The organism is Candidatus Deferrimicrobiaceae bacterium, from assembly GCA_036504035.1.
Classification (GTDB): domain Bacteria; phylum Desulfobacterota; class Deferrimicrobia; order Deferrimicrobiales; family Deferrimicrobiaceae; genus JANXPS01.
The window spans coordinates 75,079-92,035 of sequence record DASXVV010000002.1; the positions used below are offsets into that span (position 1 = coordinate 75,079).

General features: G+C 66.3%; 17 protein-coding genes. 4 read left to right on the plus strand and 13 right to left on the minus strand.

Annotated elements, in window-relative coordinates; genetic code table 11:
- Window positions 1–22 precede the first annotated feature (22 nt).
- The 4 genes from VGK27_00345 to VGK27_00360 are packed head-to-tail and all read right to left on the minus strand — an operon-like array spanning window position 23 to window position 3,702.
- Window positions 23–979 (minus strand): RluA family pseudouridine synthase, encoded by a 957-nt coding sequence (locus VGK27_00345; protein ID HEY3488549.1) that lies wholly within the window; start codon window positions 977–979, stop codon window positions 23–25.
- A gap of 11 nt (window positions 980–990) precedes the next feature.
- Entirely contained in the window at window positions 991–1,257 is a 267-nt protein-coding gene (locus VGK27_00350; protein HEY3488550.1) for a hypothetical protein, read from the minus strand.
- A gap of 43 nt (window positions 1,258–1,300) precedes the next feature.
- Entirely contained in the window at window positions 1,301–2,737 is a 1,437-nt protein-coding gene (locus tag VGK27_00355; protein HEY3488551.1) for a Do family serine endopeptidase, read from the minus strand.
- The gene (locus VGK27_00360; GenBank protein ID HEY3488552.1) at window positions 2,734–3,702 is read right to left on the minus strand and encodes a bifunctional riboflavin kinase/FAD synthetase; all 969 of its coding nucleotides are present in this window, start codon (window positions 3,700–3,702) and stop codon (window positions 2,734–2,736) included. Before VGK27_00360 ends, VGK27_00355 begins: the two co-directional genes overlap by 4 nt.
- A 38-nt stretch (window positions 3,703–3,740) precedes the next feature.
- On the opposite strand from VGK27_00360, the gene VGK27_00365 reads away from it, so the two are divergent.
- Window positions 3,741–4,871 carry an LptF/LptG family permease gene (locus tag VGK27_00365; GenBank protein ID HEY3488553.1) on the plus strand — a complete coding sequence of 377 codons (1,131 nt, stop codon included), beginning with the start codon at window positions 3,741–3,743 and terminating at the stop codon, window positions 4,869–4,871.
- The gene (lptG, locus tag VGK27_00370; GenBank protein ID HEY3488554.1) at window positions 4,868–5,944 is read left to right on the plus strand and encodes an LPS export ABC transporter permease LptG; all 1,077 of its coding nucleotides are present in this window, start codon (window positions 4,868–4,870) and stop codon (window positions 5,942–5,944) included. Before VGK27_00365 ends, lptG begins: the two co-directional genes overlap by 4 nt.
- 2 nt (window positions 5,945–5,946) lie before the next feature.
- On the opposite strand, the gene VGK27_00375 is transcribed toward lptG, so the two are convergent.
- Window positions 5,947–6,897, minus strand: coding sequence for an aldo/keto reductase (locus tag VGK27_00375; protein ID HEY3488555.1), 951 nt, complete (start codon window positions 6,895–6,897; stop codon window positions 5,947–5,949).
- 129 nt (window positions 6,898–7,026) lie between these two features.
- Here VGK27_00375 and VGK27_00380 point away from each other — a divergent pair, with 129 nt between their 5' ends.
- The gene (locus tag VGK27_00380) at window positions 7,027–7,560 is read left to right on the plus strand and encodes a DJ-1/PfpI family protein (GenBank protein ID HEY3488556.1); all 534 of its coding nucleotides are present in this window, start codon (window positions 7,027–7,029) and stop codon (window positions 7,558–7,560) included.
- A gap of 105 nt (window positions 7,561–7,665) precedes the next feature.
- Window positions 7,666–9,051 (plus strand): FAD-binding oxidoreductase, encoded by a 1,386-nt coding sequence (locus VGK27_00385; GenBank protein ID HEY3488557.1) that lies wholly within the window; start codon window positions 7,666–7,668, stop codon window positions 9,049–9,051.
- On the opposite strand, the gene VGK27_00390 is transcribed toward VGK27_00385, so the two are convergent.
- From VGK27_00390 to VGK27_00425, 8 genes are all read right to left on the minus strand, one after another.
- Entirely contained in the window at window positions 9,048–10,028 is a 981-nt protein-coding gene (locus tag VGK27_00390; protein HEY3488558.1) for a DUF362 domain-containing protein, read from the minus strand. The genes VGK27_00385 and VGK27_00390 overlap by 4 nt on opposite strands.
- A gap of 387 nt (window positions 10,029–10,415) precedes the next feature.
- Window positions 10,416–11,684, minus strand: a complete 1,269-nt coding sequence (gene ahcY, locus VGK27_00395; GenBank protein ID HEY3488559.1) for an adenosylhomocysteinase — start codon at window positions 11,682–11,684, stop codon at window positions 10,416–10,418.
- A 19-nt stretch (window positions 11,685–11,703) separates the two neighbouring features.
- Window positions 11,704–12,861 carry a methionine adenosyltransferase gene (metK, locus tag VGK27_00400; GenBank protein ID HEY3488560.1) on the minus strand — a complete coding sequence of 386 codons (1,158 nt, stop codon included), beginning with the start codon at window positions 12,859–12,861 and terminating at the stop codon, window positions 11,704–11,706.
- A gap of 49 nt (window positions 12,862–12,910) precedes the next feature.
- Complete coding sequence (gene ptsP / locus VGK27_00405) at window positions 12,911–14,674, minus strand: phosphoenolpyruvate--protein phosphotransferase (GenBank protein ID HEY3488561.1); 1,764 nt, start codon at window positions 14,672–14,674, stop codon at window positions 12,911–12,913.
- Between the two features lie 5 nt (window positions 14,675–14,679).
- A complete protein-coding gene (locus VGK27_00410; GenBank protein HEY3488562.1) occupies window positions 14,680–14,964 on the minus strand; it encodes an HPr family phosphocarrier protein in 285 nt (94 codons plus the stop codon).
- A gap of 37 nt (window positions 14,965–15,001) precedes the next feature.
- Window positions 15,002–15,766 carry a PTS system mannose/fructose/sorbose family transporter subunit IID gene (locus VGK27_00415; protein HEY3488563.1) on the minus strand — a complete coding sequence of 255 codons (765 nt, stop codon included), beginning with the start codon at window positions 15,764–15,766 and terminating at the stop codon, window positions 15,002–15,004.
- On the minus strand, window positions 15,763–16,470 hold the full coding sequence (locus VGK27_00420; protein HEY3488564.1) for a PTS sugar transporter subunit IIC: 708 nt from the start codon (window positions 16,468–16,470) through the stop codon (window positions 15,763–15,765). Before VGK27_00420 ends, VGK27_00415 begins: the two co-directional genes overlap by 4 nt.
- Window positions 16,470–16,955 (minus strand): PTS sugar transporter subunit IIB, encoded by a 486-nt coding sequence (locus VGK27_00425; protein HEY3488565.1) that lies wholly within the window; start codon window positions 16,953–16,955, stop codon window positions 16,470–16,472. Before VGK27_00425 ends, VGK27_00420 begins: the two co-directional genes overlap by 1 nt.
- Between the last annotated feature and the right edge of the window lie 2 nt (window positions 16,956–16,957).

Sequence of the window (16,957 nt, forward strand, 5' to 3'; positions counted from 1 at the left end):
CCCGGCCGCCCGGTCGAGCCCTTCATTTGCCGCCGGCGGCCAGCACCTCGTCCCGGAAGATGCCGAACTCGGGCGGATCGTCGACCGTGAACGACAGCTTTTCGCCGGTCACGGGATGCTCGAACGCCAGGTGGAACGCGTGGAGAAAATACCGGTCGAGGACGACCGTTTGCGACCCCGCTCCCTTGCCCAGGACTACTTTTCGCGATTTTCCGTAGACGTCGTCGCCCACGATCGGGCAGCCAAGGTGGGCGCAGTGGACGCGCACCTGGTGGGTGCGCCCCGTCTCGAGCTCGAACTCGACCCGGCTGAACGGGCCGAACGTCTCGAGCAGCCGATAGCGCGTGATCGCCTCGCGGCCGCCCCGCTCCAGCACCGCCATCTTCTTGCGATTGACCGGATGGCGGCCGATGCGCGTGACGACCGTGCCGCTCGCCTTCGCGGGGCTTCCCCAGACGATGCCGTGGTAACGGCGGACGAGGTCGTGGGTCGCGAAGCGCGCAGAGAGCCCCGCATGCGCCGCGTCGGTCTTCGCGACAACGAGGATGCCCGACGTGTCTCGGTCGAGCCGGTGGACGATGCCGGGACGCTCGACGCCGCCGATGCCCGAAAGCCCCTCGGCGTGCGCGAGCAGAACATGGACGAGCGTGCCCTCGGCGTGGCCGGGCGCGGGGTGGACGACCATCCCCGCCGGCTTCTCGACCACGAGCAGGTAGGCGTCCTGATACAGGATGCGCAGAGGCCGATCCTCGGGGATGAGCTCGAGCGGGCGTGGGGGGGGAATCGTGACAACGATCGCGTCGCCGGCCTTGAGCCGACCCGAGGGGCGGGCGTCGCCGGAGGCCAGCGTCACCTGCCCGTCCTCGATGAGCCGTTGCAGGCGGGAACGCGACAGGTCGGGAAGCGATGCGGCGAGAAACCGGTCGAGCCGCTCCCCCGCGTCTCCCGGGGGAACGGTCAGCCGGTGCGTGACGGGCAACGGCTTGCCCGTTACCAGGCCTTGGACGGGATGCGCCCGGACGGCTTCACGAGCACGTCGACCAGCGCCTGGTTGAAAAAATTGGTGCCCTTGAGAATGTCGGGGTCGACGCGGCTGGCGTAGTAGTTGCGCCCCTCCTCGATCTCGTCTTTCAGGAGGTCGAACAGGTTGTCGTTCCCGATCCCCTCCTCGACCTTTCGGGCGTTGTAGAGGGCGATGTCGGAGACGACCGCCCTTGCGATGCGCCTGGCGACATCCGGATCCCTGACCACACTCATCGTCCCTGCCTCCTTCGAGAATCCGTGTCCCGGCTCACGACGCTCACCGGGTGCGAAACGCCATGTAGGTCTGCCCGCCGTTGCGGTAGACCAGAACCGATACCATCCGCCGGGACGGCAGCGCCGAGATGATCCGGCGATAGCCCTCGACACCGGCGACGGGGGCGTGATTGATCCGCAGCAGGATATCGCCCTCCCGGATGCCGCCCTGCCAAGCCACGCCGGTGGGCTCGACGTAGTTGACCGCCACGCCGCCCTCGATCGACAGTTCCTTCGCTATTGTGCCCGGAATCGGCGTCACCGCCAATCCCAACGCGTCGGCCGTCTCCCGGCGAGGGGTCTGGGTCGGCCCCTTCCCTTCCATCTCGGAGAGCTGGGCCGTCACCGACGCCCGCTTGCCTTCGCGCAGGATCTCGAGTCCGACCGCGCTGCCCGGCGCCGTGCCTGCGATCTGGCGCTGCAGTTCCTTCTGGCCGGTCACCCGCTTCCCCTGGAACACGGTCAGGATGTCGCCCGCCCGCAAGCCGGCCTTCTCGGCAGGGCTCTTGGGGGTCACCCGGTTGATCAGGACGCCCTGCTCTCCCCGGACGCCGAACGATTCGGCAAGCTCGGTCGTCAGCGGCTGGATCTCGACGCCGAGCCACCCGCGGCGGACCGTGCCGTGCGCCGACAGCTCTTGCGCCACCGCCTTCACGGTGTTGATCGGGATGGCGAAGCCGATCCCCTGCGCGCTGCTCATGATGGAGGAGGTGATGCCGATGACCTCGCCCCGGATGTTGAGCAGCGGGCCGCCCGAGTTGCCCGGGTTGATCGAGGCATCGGTCTGGATCAGGTCTTCGCCCGCGTCGTCGACGAAATCGGTGCGCCCCGTCGCGCTGATCACGCCTTGCGTGACGGTGCTCTCGAGCCCGAACGGGCTGCCGACCGCGATCGCGAACTCGCCGGGCTTGAGATGCGAGGAATCGCCCAACCGCGCCGGCTTGAGCTTGCGCCCCGGCTTGATGCGGACCAGCGCGATGTCGGTGCGGGGATCGGCGCCGATCACCTGCCCCGGGTATTCGGTGCGGTCGGAGAGGCGGACGACGATCTCGTCCGCGTCGCGGATGACGTGCTCGTTGGTCACGATCAGGCCGTCTTCGGCGAGGATGAGGCCGGTCCCGAGCGAATCGTCCCGGTAGCCGCCGTTCTGCTCGAGCACGTCGAGGTAGTCGGGCGGCAGCGGGTTGCCGTTGTCGTCGCGGGGGGGCGGTACGGAGCCCTTCGCGAACCGCATCACGGTGCTGATGTTGACGACCGACGGCACGGCGCCCTCGACGACCGACGTGAAGGCCTGCTGGATCGCGGCCACCGGCGCGGCGACCGTCCCCGCCGACGTGCCCTCGCTCGCCGGTTTCCGGGTGCATCCGGAGGCGAGCAGCACGATGAGCGCGGCGCCTGCGGCGCAACAGGCAGCCGGTCGGATGTGCGCGCGCCCGGTCATTCGCCCGACTCCCCGGTTCGGCTTCCCGACGGCGGCCTCACCGATGACGTCTGAGCGAAGCGGACATCATCGGCGATCTGGCGGACGAGCGCCTCGATGTTCTCGAATTTCCGCTCGTCGCGGATCCGCTCCCGGAAGTCGACCGCCATCTCCTTGCCGTAGAGGTCGCCGGTCGGCTCGAGCAGGTGCACCTCGAGCCCGAGCGAATTGTCGCCGAACGTGGGGTTGAATCCGATGTTGGCGACGCCCCGGCATCGACGCCCCTCGACCTCGGCATCGACGATATAGACGCCGGGAAGGGGGGCGAGCTCCTGCGTGAACCGGATGTTGGCCGTCGGAAACCCCAGCTTGTGGCCTCGTTGCATGCCGGTGACGACGGGGCCCGAAAGCCGGTAGGGACGGCAGAGCAGATCCTCGGCCTCGCGGACCCGGCCGCCGAGCAACAACTCGCGGATGCGGCTGGAACTGACGATCGCGCCGCCCCGATAGAGCGCGGGAACGATCTCGACCGTGAATCCGAGCGCCGCGCCCAGCCCGATGAGCGTCGAAGGGGAGCCGGCACGGCCGGCCCCGAAGTTGAAGTCGTAGCCGACCACGAGGTGCCGCGTGTGCAGTCGGCCGACGAGAAAATCGTGCGCGAAGGCGTCCGGCGTCATGCTCCCGAGCTTCTCGTCGAACGGTTCGACCAGCAGGTAGTCGATGCCGGCCTCGGCGATCAGCGCGGCGCGCTCGGCGTGCGACGAGATCTCGTAGAAACGGGCCGACGGGGAGAAGTGGCGGACCGGGTGGGGCGAAAAAGTGACCGCGACGGACGGGATTCCGGCGGAGGCTGCGTATTCGACTGTTCGGCGGAGCAATTCGCGGTGTCCCCGGTGGACCCCGTCGAAATTGCCGATGGTGACCGCCGCGCCGCTCGCGGGAAGACCGGAGGACGGCCCGGACAGCACGGTCATGCGTCTTGTCAAAGCGAAAAACCCCCGTGTGAAAATGATATTATACGCCGGTGAAACGGCTCCACAAATATATCCTCGCCGAGGTGGCGGGCCCTTTTTTCATCGGTCTGCTCACCTTCACGCTGGTTGTCCTTCTCCATCGCTTCTCGCTGCTCTCCGACCTCGTCGTGTCCAAGGGCGTGCCGCCCGAGCTTGGCGGGCGACTGCTGCTCGCCTTCGTCCCCATGTTCCTCGAGATCACCCTGCCCGCCGCGCTGCTGCTGGCGGTCCTGCTCGCCCTGGGCCGTTTCGGCGCCGATTCCGAGATCACGGCCATGCAGACCGCGGGGATGGGAATGCGCAGCTTCGCCGGGCCCGTCATGCTGGTCAGCATCCTCGCCTTTTCCGCCAGCCTCTACATCGGTTGGGCAGGGGTCGCCTGGGGAAACCGCGAGATGAAAGCCACCCTCGCCCGCATCCTGTCGATCCGCGCGGGCGCCGGCGCCTCCGAGCACGTCTTCCAGGAGATCACGCCCGACGTCCTCCTTTTTCCCGACCGGATGTCGACCGACGGCCGGCGGATGGACGGCCTTCTGCTCGTCCACAACCTCGGCCGCCGCGAGCCCGCGCTGGTCTTCGCCCGGCGCGGGGAGTTCGCTTCCGGCACCACGAACGCGGTCGGCCTGACGCTGCTCGACGGCGCCGTCCACACCGATGCGCCCGAGGACAACGCCTACCGGTTCGCAAGTTTCCGCTCGCTCGAATTCCGGCTGCCGCTGGCGCTCTCCGACGCGATCAACCCCGATGACCCGCGCAACCTGACGGTGCCCCAGCTTTTCCGGAAGATCCGCGAGAAGGGAACGGGCAAGGAAGGGGCGACTTTCATCTACCACTTCCACCGCCGGCTTTCGCTGGCGGCTTCGTGCCTCGCGTTCGGGCTCGCCGCCGTCCCGCTCGGCCTGTTCCAGCGGGCCCGCGGCAAGTCGCCGGCGCTGGCGATCACCGTCGCCGTCATCCTCTTCTACTACATGTTCCTTGCCGCGGCAGGCGCCGTCGAGTCGAGCTCCCGCATCGGGATGATCCTCCTGATGTGGCTCCCCAACCTGCTGGTTTTCGGCGGCGCGGTCGTCATATTCCGGATGTCCGAAACGGGGATTCCCGCCCCGCCCCGCATCCTGACGATCCTCTCGGCCCGCCGATGACGATCCTCCAGCGCTACCTCTTCCGCGAGCTGGCCAAGACGATCCTCCTTTGCTCGTTCGGGTTCGTCATGCTCTTCCTCGTCATCGACTTCGTCGACAAGGCCGACGACTTCCTGAAGCACGGCGCAGCGGCGCGCGAGATCGCCCTCTACTACCTGGCCACCGCCCCGAGCGTCTTCGTCCAGATCTCCCCGGTCGCGGTCCTCGTCGCCGTGCTCGTCACCATCTCGCTCCGGGCGCGCAGCAACGAGCTGACCGCCATGTTCGCGGGGGGATTAAGCCTGCCGAGGGTGTGCGCCCCGATCCTGATCGGCTGCACGCTCGTCTCGCTCCTGTCGTTCGGCTTTTCCGAGCTGCTCATTCCGCGCGCGTCGCGTGCCGCGCGGGAAGTCTCCCGCGCACGAGTCCAGCCCGGAAAGGTCGCCGCGCAATTCTCGATGAACCGCTACTGGATCCGGGGGGAAGGCGCCATCCTGTCGGCACAGCTGGTCGATTCGCGGGCCCGGACGCTTTCGGGCTTCCAGTATCTCGGAATCACCCCCGACTTCCGGCTGATCCGGCGCATCGAGGCCACGACGGCCACTTTCGGGAAGGACGGCCGGTGGCATCTCGACAACGGGATCGAGCGGACGGAAACGGGCGGCTTCGTTCCCGTTCCGTTCGCCCGGGAAACGTTCTCGTTCCCCGACACGATCCAGGGCTTCGTCGACGGAGAGACGCCGCCCGCCGAGATGACCTGGTCGCAGTTGTCCGCCTACGTCGCCGACCTCCGCGCCAAGGGGTATGACGTCCACCAGTATGCCGTCGACCTGAACGCGAAGCTGGCCTACCCGCTGCTCAACATCATCGTCAGCCTGATCGCCATCCCGTTCGCGCTGTCGGCCCCGCGCTCCGGCGGGGTCTGGCGCAGCATCGGCATCGGGCTGCTCGTCGGCTTTTTCTGCTGGATCACCCTCTCGCTGTCGCTCTCCGTCGGGCGCAAAGGGCTTTTGCCCCCGTTCGTCGCCGCCTGGGCCCCGGGATTCCTGTTCGCCTCGGCCGGCCTGCTGCTGTTCCGGCATGCCAGGCGCTGATTTCAGACGACCCGAATGACGAACTCCGGGCAGGCCTCCGCGCAGTATCCGCACAGCACGCAAATCGACGCGTCCACCTCGGCCTTCCCGTCCACGATCGAGAGCGCCCGCGAGGCGCAGGCCGGCACGCAGGCGCCGCACCCCTTGCAGAACTGAGTCATGATGCGCAGCCGACGCCGACGCGCCTCGAGCGGTTTCCAGACGTCTTCTTCCGCCACTCCCTCCGCGAAGAAGCGGACGTTCGCGTCGACCTCCTCCGCCGAGAGCATCCCGATCGCCACCGCATGGACGAACGGGAACGACCGCACCCATGCCAGACTGGCCCGCGCGTCGCGGATGAAGTTGCCGCCGGCAAGCGCCTTCATCGCGTAGATCCCCTTGCCGGCCTCCGCGCATGCGGAGATCGCCTCCAACATTTCGTCGACCGTCCCGCCGAGAATCCCCATGCCGACCCGATTGAGCAGCGGGTGGATCACCTCCACCTCGGGATGACGCGCCGCCTCGCGAATCGCGGGCACGTAGTGGGACGACAGGCCGACGTGCGCGATCTTCCCCTCTTCTTTCATCTTCAACAGCTCCGCGAAGACCTCCGTGCGGTCGGAAAACGGCCGCTCCACCTTCGCCCCGTGCATGTGGACCACCTCGATCCGCTCGCGCCCCATCTCCCGCAGCGCCCGCTCGACGTGCGCGCGCGCCGTCGCCGGATCGGCCGCGTGCGTCTTCGAGAGGACCACGACCGGGCCGTCCCATCCGCCCAGCCCTTCCCGGACGTGGCCATAGGTGCCGTACAGTTCGGCGGTGTCGATCGTCGTCACCCCGCGATCGAGCGCCCGGCGGATCAGTTTCCCGCCCTCCGCCGGTAAAAGGTTCGCCTGCAGAGGTCCCATCGGGAGCGTGCCGAACACGAGCGGGAAGATCTCCAGGCCTGTCTTGCCGAGTCGTACCGTCTTCATCATTCCTCCGTTGCGTTTTCCGTGTGATTCCCAGTATACCTGAGCAGATCGGCACTCCCTTGACCGGGGGGGGGAAACCACAGGCAGGGCGTACGGCATCCAACAAGGGTAAAGGAAAAGGAGGACGCGATGAAACCATTGTCAGGGAAAAAGGTGCTCTTCCTCGTCAACCAGGTCGACTTCCGGGATGAAGAGATGCTCCAACCGAAAGAGGAATTGACGGCTGCCGGCGCAGTCGTTTTCATCGCAGCCAGGGACAAGGCCACCGCGAAGGGCATGCTCGGCGCCGTGGTCGAACCGGATCTCGCGATCCGCGACGCGATGGCGGCGGACTACGATGCCGTCGTCGCCGTCGGCGGCCGCGGCACGCCCGACTGGCTCTGGCAGGACGATGCCGCCCACGCACTGCTGCGAGATTCGAAGGCGGCGGGGAAGCTGGTCGCAGGCATCTGCCTGTCGGGCGCGACGTTGGCGATCGCCGGCGTGCTGAAGGGGGTCGAAGCCACCTGTTGGCCCACCGACGACTCCCTGAAGGCCATGCGCAGCGGCGGAGCCTCTTATGTCGACCGCCCGGTCGTCGTTTCGGGGAAGATCATCACGGCCAATGGGCCGCCCGCAGCCCACGAATTCGGAAAAGCGCTGATCGCGGCGCTCTCGCGATAGCCGAACCGAATCTCGACGATCGCTTCCGTGAAGCCGTCCGAACCTTCTGTACCGATTGTTGCGTCAAAATGCAATCGGCAACCACGGGAAGGGCAGGAGGGCGACATGACGACTTTCGATAAGGGCAAGATCGAAGCGTTGAAAAGCGGCTTCAAGGGCGAGATCCTGCTTCCGGGAAACGGCGCCTACGAATCCGCACGCGGGATCTGGAACGCGATGATCGACAGGCACCCCGCGGTCATCGCCCGTTGCACCGACACGCCGGGCGTCGTCCGGTGCGTCAACTTCGCGAGGGACAACGCCCTCCTGCTCGCCGTGCGCGGCGGGGGGCACAACATCGCCGGCAACGCGGTGTGCGACGACGGTTTCGTGATCGACCTTTCGCTGATGAAGGCCGCACGAGTCGACGTCGCCGGACGCCGCGCCACCATCGAAGGGGGCGCCACGCTCGGGGACCTCGACGCCGCCACCCAGGCCCACGGCCTCGCCACGCCGACCGGCATCAATTCCACCACCGGCATTGCCGGGCTCACGCTCGGCGGAGGCTTCGGCTGGCTCAGCCGCAAGTACGGCATGACGGTCGACAACCTCGAGTCCGCCGAGGTGGTGACCGCGGCCGGCGAAGTGGTGCGCGCCAGCGCGACCGAACACCCCGACCTCTTCTGGGCGCTCCGGGGAGGCAGCGGCAATTTCGGCGTGGTCACCCGCTTCGAGTTCCGGCTTCACCCCGTCGGCCCCGACCTCCTGAGCGGCCTCATCGTGTACCCCCTTTCGGAGGCAAAGGCGGTGCTCCAGCAGTATCGGGAATTCATCGACAAGGCGCCTGACGAGCTCTCGGTGTGGCCCGTCCTGCGCCTGGCGCCACCGCTGCCGTTCCTGCCAGAGGCGGTCCACGGCAAGGGAATCGTCGCGCTGGCGCTGATCTACGCGGGAGACCCGAAGGCGGGCGAACAACGGGTCGAGCCGCTGCGCCGGTTCGGCACGCTCCTGGGCGAGCACGTCGGCGTCCAGCCCTACGTGGCCTGGCAGAAGGTTTTCGACCCCCTCCTCGCCCCCGGCGCCCGCAACTACTGGAAATCCCACAATTTCACGAAGCTTGAGGACGGCCTCTTCGATACCGTGATCGACGCCATCGGGAAGCAGCCTTCCCCGCAGTGCGAGATCTTCTTCGGATCGATCGGGGGCGCCACCACCCGCCCGGCCCCGGACGCCACCGCCTACGCCCACCGCGAAACCCGCTTCGTGATGAACGTCCACGGCCGTTGGGACGACGCAGCCGACGACCAGCGCTGCATCGGCTGGGCGCGCGATTTCTTCAAGGCTTCGGCCCCCTTCGCCAGCGGCGGCGTCTATGTCAATTTCCTCACCGCCGATGAAGGCGACCGCATCCGCTCCGCCTACGGCCCGAACTACGACCGCCTCGTCCAGGTGAAGCGCAAGTACGATCCGGCCAACCTCTTCCGGGTGAACCAGAACATCCCGCCGGGCTAGAGCGTGACCAGCTCGTACCGGTCGTTGCCCATTTTCATTTCCTTCATGTACGAAAGCTGGCGCAGCCCCTTGCGGGATTCGATGCGCTCCCGGAGGTCGTGGAGCTCCGCCTCGGGAAGCCCGTACACCAGGTCGATTGACGCCTTGTCGACGGCCAAAAGGTCGGTGGAGGCGAGGATCCCCAGATTGCGGGCCTTGACCGGAGCAGCCGTGACGCCTGCACAGTCGCAATCCACGGACATGTTCCGCAGCACGTTGATGTAGACGATCCGGTTGCCGAAATGATCGATGGAGGCCTTGGCCGACTCCACCATGTTTTCCTGGAAAGGCTCGCCCTTGAGCCACGACGCATAGTTTTCGTTGTCGGGGGCGGCATGGATCATCTTCTTACCGATGGGCCCGTCCGCGAGGCCGATGGCGATGTTCTTCAGCGATCCGCCGAAACCGCCCATGGCGTGACCCTTGAAATGGGTCAGCACCACCAGCGAGTCGTACTTCAGGAGGTTCCTGCCCACGGACATCTCCTTGAAACGTTTCCCTCCCTTGACGGGAATCATCACCGCCCCGTCCTCGTCGAGGATGTCCACCGGACAGAAATCCCAACCGTTGACCTTGATGGTCTCGCGGTGATCCGCCGTGGTGGATCTCTTTCCCTTGTACAAGGTGTTGGTCTCGACCAGGCAACTGCCGGGAATCCGCGCCTGCAGCGCCTTCACCATGTCCCGCGGGAGGATGTTGGGACCGTTCGGCTCGCCGGTATGCACCTTGATGCCGGTCCTGCCCGTAATCTCGCGATCGATCCTCGAATAGATCTTCAGCAGCGCGTCCGGGCCGATGTCCCGTGAAAAGTACACTCGGGAACTGTCCGACCCGGCACCGAGCGCGTCCCCCATGCCGCGGAATCCGCACAGGGCGCCCGCGCCCAGCACGACGGCGCTGGTCTTCAGGAACGTGCGGCGCGAACTTTGTCTTTCCATGGCCTTCGTCCTTTCGCAAGGGATTGGTTCAATTGTCCTTCCGCCCTTAGGGAAACGGGTAGACCGATCCTGCCTGTTTCTTGCCTGATCGTACGGATCCGGCCCTTTATCCGTATCGTAGACCTGCATCTGGATGCAAACGTTCAACCTCGTCGAGGAGTCATTCCACCAGATCCTGATTTTTCTCTTTCGCTATTGTCAACTTGTCATCAGGACGATTCCATAGGGGCGAAGCCGACGCGTACGCAGCCGGATAATTGAGGCTTCTTAGGAAACGCGAAAAGGCGGGAGGCAATCGGGTCCGAACAATAACGCCGGGTGGCCCTTTCGGGCCGCCCGGCGTTTTCGTTCACTGCTATGGAACCGTGGTCGGCGCGGTTCGCCGAATCAGGTCCCCATTTCCCAGGACGACAGGTACTTCTTCTGCTCGGCGGTGAGCTTGTCGATGCTCGTGCCACCTGCCGCCAGCTTGAGCCGCGCGATCTCGCGGTCGATCACGTCGGGCACCGGGTAAACCTTTTTCTCGAGCTTCGACGCGTTCTTCACCATGTACTCGGCGGAGAGCGCCTGGTTGGCGAAGCTCATGTCCATCACGTTGGACGGGTGGCCTTCGGCGGCCGCCAGGTTGATGAGGCGCCCTTCGCCCAGCAGGTGGATGCAGCGGCCGTCCTTCATCTTGTATTCCTCGACGAAGGGGCGGATCGTGCGCTTGGTCTTCGCCAGCTTCTCGAGCGCCGGGATGTCGATCTCGGCGTTGAAGTGGCCCGAGTTGCAGACGATGGCGCCGTCGCCCATCTTCGCGAAGTGCTCGCCCCGGATCACGTTGAGGTTGCCCGTGACCGTGCAGAAGATGTCGCCGATCTTCGCCGCTTCGGACATGGGCATGACGTCGAACCCGTCCATGATCGCCTCGAGCGCCGGCAGCGGATCGATCTCGGTGACGACGACGCGCGAGCCCATGCCGCGGGCCCGCATCGCCAACCCCTTGCCGCACCAGCCGTAGCCGGACACGACGAAGACGCGGCCCGCGAGCAGCCGGTTGGTCGCCCGGACGATGCCGTCGAGGGTGGACTGGCCGGTGCCGTAGCGGTTGTCGAAGAAGTGTTTGGTCTTGGCCTCGTTGACCGCGACGATCGGGTAGCGCAGGACGCCCTTCTCGGCCATCGCGGCCAGACGGATGACGCCCGTGGTCGTTTCTTCGGTGCCGCCGATGATGGTCTTGAGGTATTCCTTCTTCTCGGTGTGGATGACCCCCACCAGGTCGGCGCCGTCGTCCATCGTGATCTGGGGGCCGATCGCCAGCGCGGACAGGATGTGGCGGTAATAGGTCTTGCGGTCCTCGCCCTTGATCGCGAAAACGGAGATACCGTCGTTCTTGACCAGCGACGCCGCGGCGGCGTCCTGCGTGGAGAGCGGGTTCGAGGCGCACAGCGTGAGCTTCGCCCCGCCCATCGACAGCACCTGCATCAGCGCCGACGTCTCGGTGGTGACGTGGAGGCACGCGGCGATCTTCACGCCCTTGAGCGGCTTTTCTTTCGCGAAGCGCACCCCGATCGAACGGAGCACGGGCATGTCTTTCTTGGCCCACTCGATCCGGTCGTATCCGTCTTTCGCGAGCTTGATATCCTTGATGTCGAACGATTTATCTTTTGCCATGTGTTGCGTCTCCTCTTTCTTATTTCAGGACCAGGGCACGCAGCGCCTTGGCCTTGTCGGTCTTTTCCCAGGTGAATTCGGGCAGTTCGCGCCCGAAGTGGCCGAGCGCCGCGGTCTTGCGGTAGATCGGGCGGAGCAGGTCGAGCGTCTTGCTGATCATCGCGGGGCGCAGGTCGAACGTCTCGCGGATCGCCTTGGCGATCTTCGCCTCGGGCGCCTTGGCGGTGCCGAACGTCTCGACCATGACCGAGACCGGCTCGGCCACGCCGATCGCGTAGGCCAGCTCGACCTCGCACTTGCCGGCAAGGCCCGCCGCCACGACGTTCTTGGCCACGTAACGCGCCATGTACGCCGCGCTGCGGTCGACCTTGGAGGGGTCCTTGCCCGAGAAGGCGCCGCCGCCGTGCCGGCTGTAGCCGCCGTAGGTGTCGACGATGATCTTGCGGCCGGTGAGGCCCGTGTCGCCGTGGGGACCGCCGACCACGAAGCGGCCGGTCGGGTTGATGTAGTACTTGATCTTCTTCGAGAGCAGATGGGCCGGGATCACCTTCTTGACGACTTCCTCGATGATCGCTTCCTTGATGGTGGACTGCTTGACCTCTTCGGCGTGCTGCGTGGAGCAGACGACCGCGGTCACCTCGACCGGCCTGCCGTCGACGTAGCGGACCGTGACCTGGCTCTTGCCGTCGGGGCGAAGCCAGGGGAGCTGCTTCTTGTCGCGGGCCTGGGTGAGCCGGCCGCAGATCTTGTGGGCGAAGGAGATGGGCATCGGCATCAGCTCGGGCGTCTCGTCGCACGCGAAGCCGAACATCATCCCCTGGTCGCCGGCGCCCTGCTTGTCTTCGTGCCCCCGGTCGACGCCCTGCGCGATGTCGGGCGACTGGCGGTCGATCGCGGTGATCACGGCGCAATTGTGGGCGTCGAAGCCCTTCGAGGTGCCGACGTAACCGATCTCGGTGATCGCGTTGCGGACAAGGGTCGAGATGTCGAGCTGCGCCTTGGTGGAGATTTCGCCGGCGACAACCACGAGCCCCGTGGTGACCATCGTCTCGCAGGCGACCCGGGCCCTCGGGTCCTGCCGGATAATTTCGTCGAGAACCGCGTCGGAGATCTGGTCGGCGACCTTGTCGGGATGGCCTCCGGTCACCGATTCGGATGTGAACACGAAATCGCTCATGCTGATATCGCTCCTGTCGTATGGATTGACTTAAACGTGTAATTGTATGTCAAAACTGCTCGTCTGGAAACAAATCTTCCATTTTTTTGCGAAGTCCCCGCTCGATATCGGTCGCCGTGCCGTGCAGCAGCATGCCGCCGGCGAACTCCCGCGCCTCGTAGGCGTTGGACTTCCGGATGATCCGCTTGACCCACGGAATGGCGGTGGCGTTCATGCTGAGCTCGTCGAGCCCCAGCCCCAGCAGGAGATAGGAGTAGAGCGGCTCGCCCGCCATCTCGCCGCACATGGAGACGGGGATCCCCGCATCGTGCCCCGCCTCGACAATGCGCCGGATGAGACGGAGGATTGCCGGGTGGAGCGGCTCGTAGAGGTAAGAGACGTGCTCGTTGATCCGGTCGATCGCCAGCGCGTACTGGATGAGATCGTTGGTGCCGATGCTGAAGAACTTGACTTCGCGCGCGAGCAGGTCGGCCACGACGGCGGCGGAGGGGATCTCGACCATGATGCCGATCGGCATTTCCTTGTCGAACGCCTGCCGCCGCTTCTTGAGCTCGGCCTTGGTCTCCTCGACGACCGCCAGCGCGGCGCGCAGCTCGGAGATGCCGGAGATCATGGGGAACATCATCCGGACCTTGCCGAAGGCCGAGGCGCGCAGGATGGCCCGGAGCTGCGCCTTGAAGATGTCGCGCTCCTTGAGGCAGAATCGGATGGCGCGAAGCCCCATCGCCGGGTTCATCTCGTCGGCCAGCTCGATCTGGGAGGCGAACTTGTCGCCGCCCAGGTCGAACGTGCGGATCGTCACCGGATTCTGCCCGAACCGTTCGGCGACCAGCTTGTAGGTCAGGAAGTGCTCCTCTTCGGAGGGAAGATCCTTCCGGTTGAGGAAGAGGAACTCGGTGCGATAGAGGCCGATGCCGTCGGCGCCGCTGCGCAGGGCGAGGTCGGTCTCCTCTGGGAACTCGATGTTGGCATGCAGCTTCAGCGTCTTGCCGTCGCGGCTGACCGCGGGGAGGCGGGCGATCTTCGCGAGGTCCTTGATCCTGTGGCTGTAGACCTTCCGCTTGTCGGCGTACTCGCGCACCTTCTCGGGGGTGGGGCGCAGGATGACGATGCCCGCCTCGCCGTCGACGATGAGCTCGTCTCCGGGGATGTATTCCTCGGTCATCTTCTCGAGCCCGACCACGGCGGGAATGCCGAGGGACCTTGCCGTGATGGCCGTGTGCGACGTCTTGCTGCCGACGTCGGTGGCGAAGCCCAGAACGGAGCTGTTGAGGATCTGCGCCGTGTCGGCCGGCGACAGGTCGTGCGCAACCACCACCACCGCGTCCTTGATGGAGGAGATCGAGTCGACCGGGTTGCCCGCCAGGTTCTCGAGCACCCGGTGCCCAATCTGGCGAACGTCGTTGGCGCGCTCGCGCAGGTAGGGGTCCTCGATCCGGTGGAACGTCTCGAGCAGGTTCTGGAGCACCTTGTTGAACGCCCAGTCGGCCTTGTACTGGTTCTCGCGGATGAGGCGAACAGTCTGGTCGACGAGCATCGAGTCGTCGAGAAGCGCCAGGTGGACCGTGAGGATCTGGTAATGATCGGACTCGGGGTCGCTCACGCTGTCACGGATGGCGTTGAGCTGCTCCTTGGAGCGCGCCAGCGCCCGCTGGAACGAGGCCACCTCCTCGTCGAGCTTCTCGCGCGAGACGGTGGAGTGGACGGAGCGGGGCAGCGCCCGGTTCAGGAAGAAGCCGCTCCCGATGGCGATCCCGCCGGAGGCGGGAATGCCGTGCAGGGTCTTCATCTTCGGACGCGGGACTTCGGCCATCTCAGTCACTCCTCCCCGAATTTCGCCTGGATCAGTTCGCCGATCGCGTCGATGGCCGCAGCGGCGTCATCCCCCTCGGCCCGGATGACGACCGTCGTATCTTTGGGGGCCGCGAGCATCAGGACGCCCATGATGCTCTTGGCGTTGACCTCCATCTCGTCGCGGCCGATCTTGATCTCGCTCGTGAACCGGTTGGCGATACGGACCAGCTGGGCGGCCGCGCGTGCGTGCAACCCCAGCTTGTTGGTGATGCCGAAGCTGCGCTCCATCGGTTCGGTTCCCGTCTCCATTAATTTCTCCCCGGATTCTTTCAGGCTCGCCCCGGCATCAGCGCCGGACCAGCAGCAAGCCGACGAGCAGCAGCAGCAACAGCAATTCGGAAGGCGAAACCGCCTTGCGGAACATGAGCGTGAACAGATTCACCAGAAGGACGGCGCCCGCGAAGCAGAGGACGGTCGCAAGCCACGAGACGCCCGCGCCGATGGCGCCCGCGACGCCCAAGGCGCCGTAGATCCCCCCGAGCACCGCGGCGGCCGTCTTGCGGTCCTCGGTCCGCAGCTTGAACCCCGCCCCCTTGAGGAATTCGACCGCTTTTTCCTGGCCTGCGATCCCGGCCGCGAACCCCCGCGAGCGGACGATCAGGTGGGAAAAGTTGTAGATCGCCAGCAGCGCCGCAATACCGAGGAGCGGGTGGATAAACGCCAGGATCGCCCCGGCCACGGAGGCCAGCGGCTTCAGCGCGCCCCAGAAATAGGCGTCGCCGATCGCGCCGAGCGTCCCCATGAGGCCGACCTTGAAGGTTCCGATCGACCGCGGATCTTCCTCCTGCGCGGCGACACGCTGCTCGAGGGAGACCGCCGCCCCGAGGATGACGCTGCCCATCGCCGGCTGGGTGTTGAAAAATTCAAGATGCCGCTTGATCGCCCGGGTGAGATCTTCGGGCCTGTCGGCGTATATATGCTTCAACGCGGGCAGGATGCTGTAGGCGAAGCCGACGTTCTGCATCCCTTCGTAGTTCCAGCAGCCCTGGACGAGGAATTGCCGCCGCCAGACCGCCCTGCGGACCGATGCCGGAAGCGTGCTGCCGCTCACCGCATCCACCAGCGCCAGGCGAGGACGACTGCGAAGGCGGCCGCCATCGACACGTAGAACGCCACCGCGCTCCGCTCGCTTCGCGTGCAGGAAAGGACGGAGGCGGCCCCCAGCAGCGGGAGCAGCGGAAACATCCGGGCAAAACCCGCCCCTTCCCCGGGAGAGAGGACGGCGGGAATCCAGTGCCCGGCGGCCACCCCGAGCCCGGCGAAAAGGAGGGACATTCCGACGCCGACGGCGGCAAACAGGGTGAAGCCTGCGACCAAACCGTGGTCGACCGCGGCGACGTCACCCCGGTCGACGGCGTCGATCGTCAGATGGGCGATCCGGCCGTTGATGCGGCGGACGAAGCGGTCGGCGACCTTGCCCGTTTCGGCGCAGGGGACCGACAGCAGCAGCAGCGCGGCCAATACCGCGTAATGGATCTCGGAGCCGACCGCGGTCGCGGCCGTCGCGGCCCCCGCGCCGGCGAAGATGGCCGCCCCCGTGTCGTCGGGCGGGATCGACGCCCCCACGGGAAGACGGGCGATGTAGAGCAGCTCGAGGATGGCGCCCGCGGTGGCGCCCGCGAAAAAATCGCCGAAGATCGCGCCCGCGATGCTGCCGGCGATGAGCGGCCGGTGCAGCATGACCTGGGGCCCCGCCGTCCGGTCGAGATAGCAGATTCCGCCCAGGAGGGCGGCAAGGAGGAATCGCAAGGCCATCAGAATTCCCATCCCCCGCCGCCGCGGATCGGCTTCCCGGGCTCGAACGGCGTGCCGCGCACCTCGACCGCAACCCCCTGCCGCTGGAGCGCCTCGACCGCTTCGTAGTCCTCGGGGGCGAAAAAGACCGACGGCGTGATCTCGACGCGCCCGGTCCCGAAATGGAGGTTGCCGATGTTGAGGTCCGTGAAATGGACCCCCTTCGCGTAGATCCGGGCCGCGTCCGCCGGCGTCGAGCAGAGCAGGATGGCCTTTTCCCCGCGACCGGCGATCTCGGCCGCCGCCTGCGCCACCTCGTCGAGCGTGCAGAACACGATGCGGAGCGACGGGGTGCCGGCCAGCTCCATGACCGAGCGGAGGAACGGGTTGGCCGCCAGGTCGTCGTTGACCACCAGGAGGCAGCTCGCTTTGACGTGCGGAACCCACCCCTCCACGACCTGGCCGTGAACGAGGCGCGAATCGACGCGGACGAGGACGAGCGGCATCG

Bases quoted from the DNA above. Each gene is read 5' to 3' on its own strand.
- VGK27_00410 (HEY3488562.1), bottom strand. From the start codon at position 14,964: ATGGAGACGGGAACCGAACCGATGGAGCGCAGCTTCGGCATCACCAAC.
- lptG (HEY3488554.1), top strand. From the start codon at position 4,868: ATGACGATCCTCCAGCGCTACCTCTTCCGCGAGCTGGCCAAGACGATC.
- VGK27_00420 (HEY3488564.1), bottom strand. From the start codon at position 16,470: ATGGCCTTGCGATTCCTCCTTGCCGCCCTCCTGGGCGGAATCTGCTAT.
- VGK27_00355 (HEY3488551.1), bottom strand. From the start codon at position 2,737: ATGACCGGGCGCGCGCACATCCGACCGGCTGCCTGTTGCGCCGCAGGC.
- VGK27_00375 (HEY3488555.1), bottom strand. From the start codon at position 6,897: ATGAAGACGGTACGACTCGGCAAGACAGGCCTGGAGATCTTCCCGCTC.
- ahcY (HEY3488559.1), bottom strand. From the start codon at position 11,684: ATGGCAAAAGATAAATCGTTCGACATCAAGGATATCAAGCTCGCGAAA.
- metK (HEY3488560.1), bottom strand. From the start codon at position 12,861: ATGAGCGATTTCGTGTTCACATCCGAATCGGTGACCGGAGGCCATCCC.
- ptsP (HEY3488561.1), bottom strand. From the start codon at position 14,674: ATGGCCGAAGTCCCGCGTCCGAAGATGAAGACCCTGCACGGCATTCCC.
- VGK27_00425 (HEY3488565.1), bottom strand. From the start codon at position 16,955: ATGCCGCTCGTCCTCGTCCGCGTCGATTCGCGCCTCGTTCACGGCCAG.
- VGK27_00380 (HEY3488556.1), top strand. From the start codon at position 7,027: ATGAAACCATTGTCAGGGAAAAAGGTGCTCTTCCTCGTCAACCAGGTC.
- VGK27_00350 (HEY3488550.1), bottom strand. From the start codon at position 1,257: ATGAGTGTGGTCAGGGATCCGGATGTCGCCAGGCGCATCGCAAGGGCG.
- VGK27_00385 (HEY3488557.1), top strand. From the start codon at position 7,666: ATGACGACTTTCGATAAGGGCAAGATCGAAGCGTTGAAAAGCGGCTTC.
- VGK27_00390 (HEY3488558.1), bottom strand. From the start codon at position 10,028: ATGGAAAGACAAAGTTCGCGCCGCACGTTCCTGAAGACCAGCGCCGTC.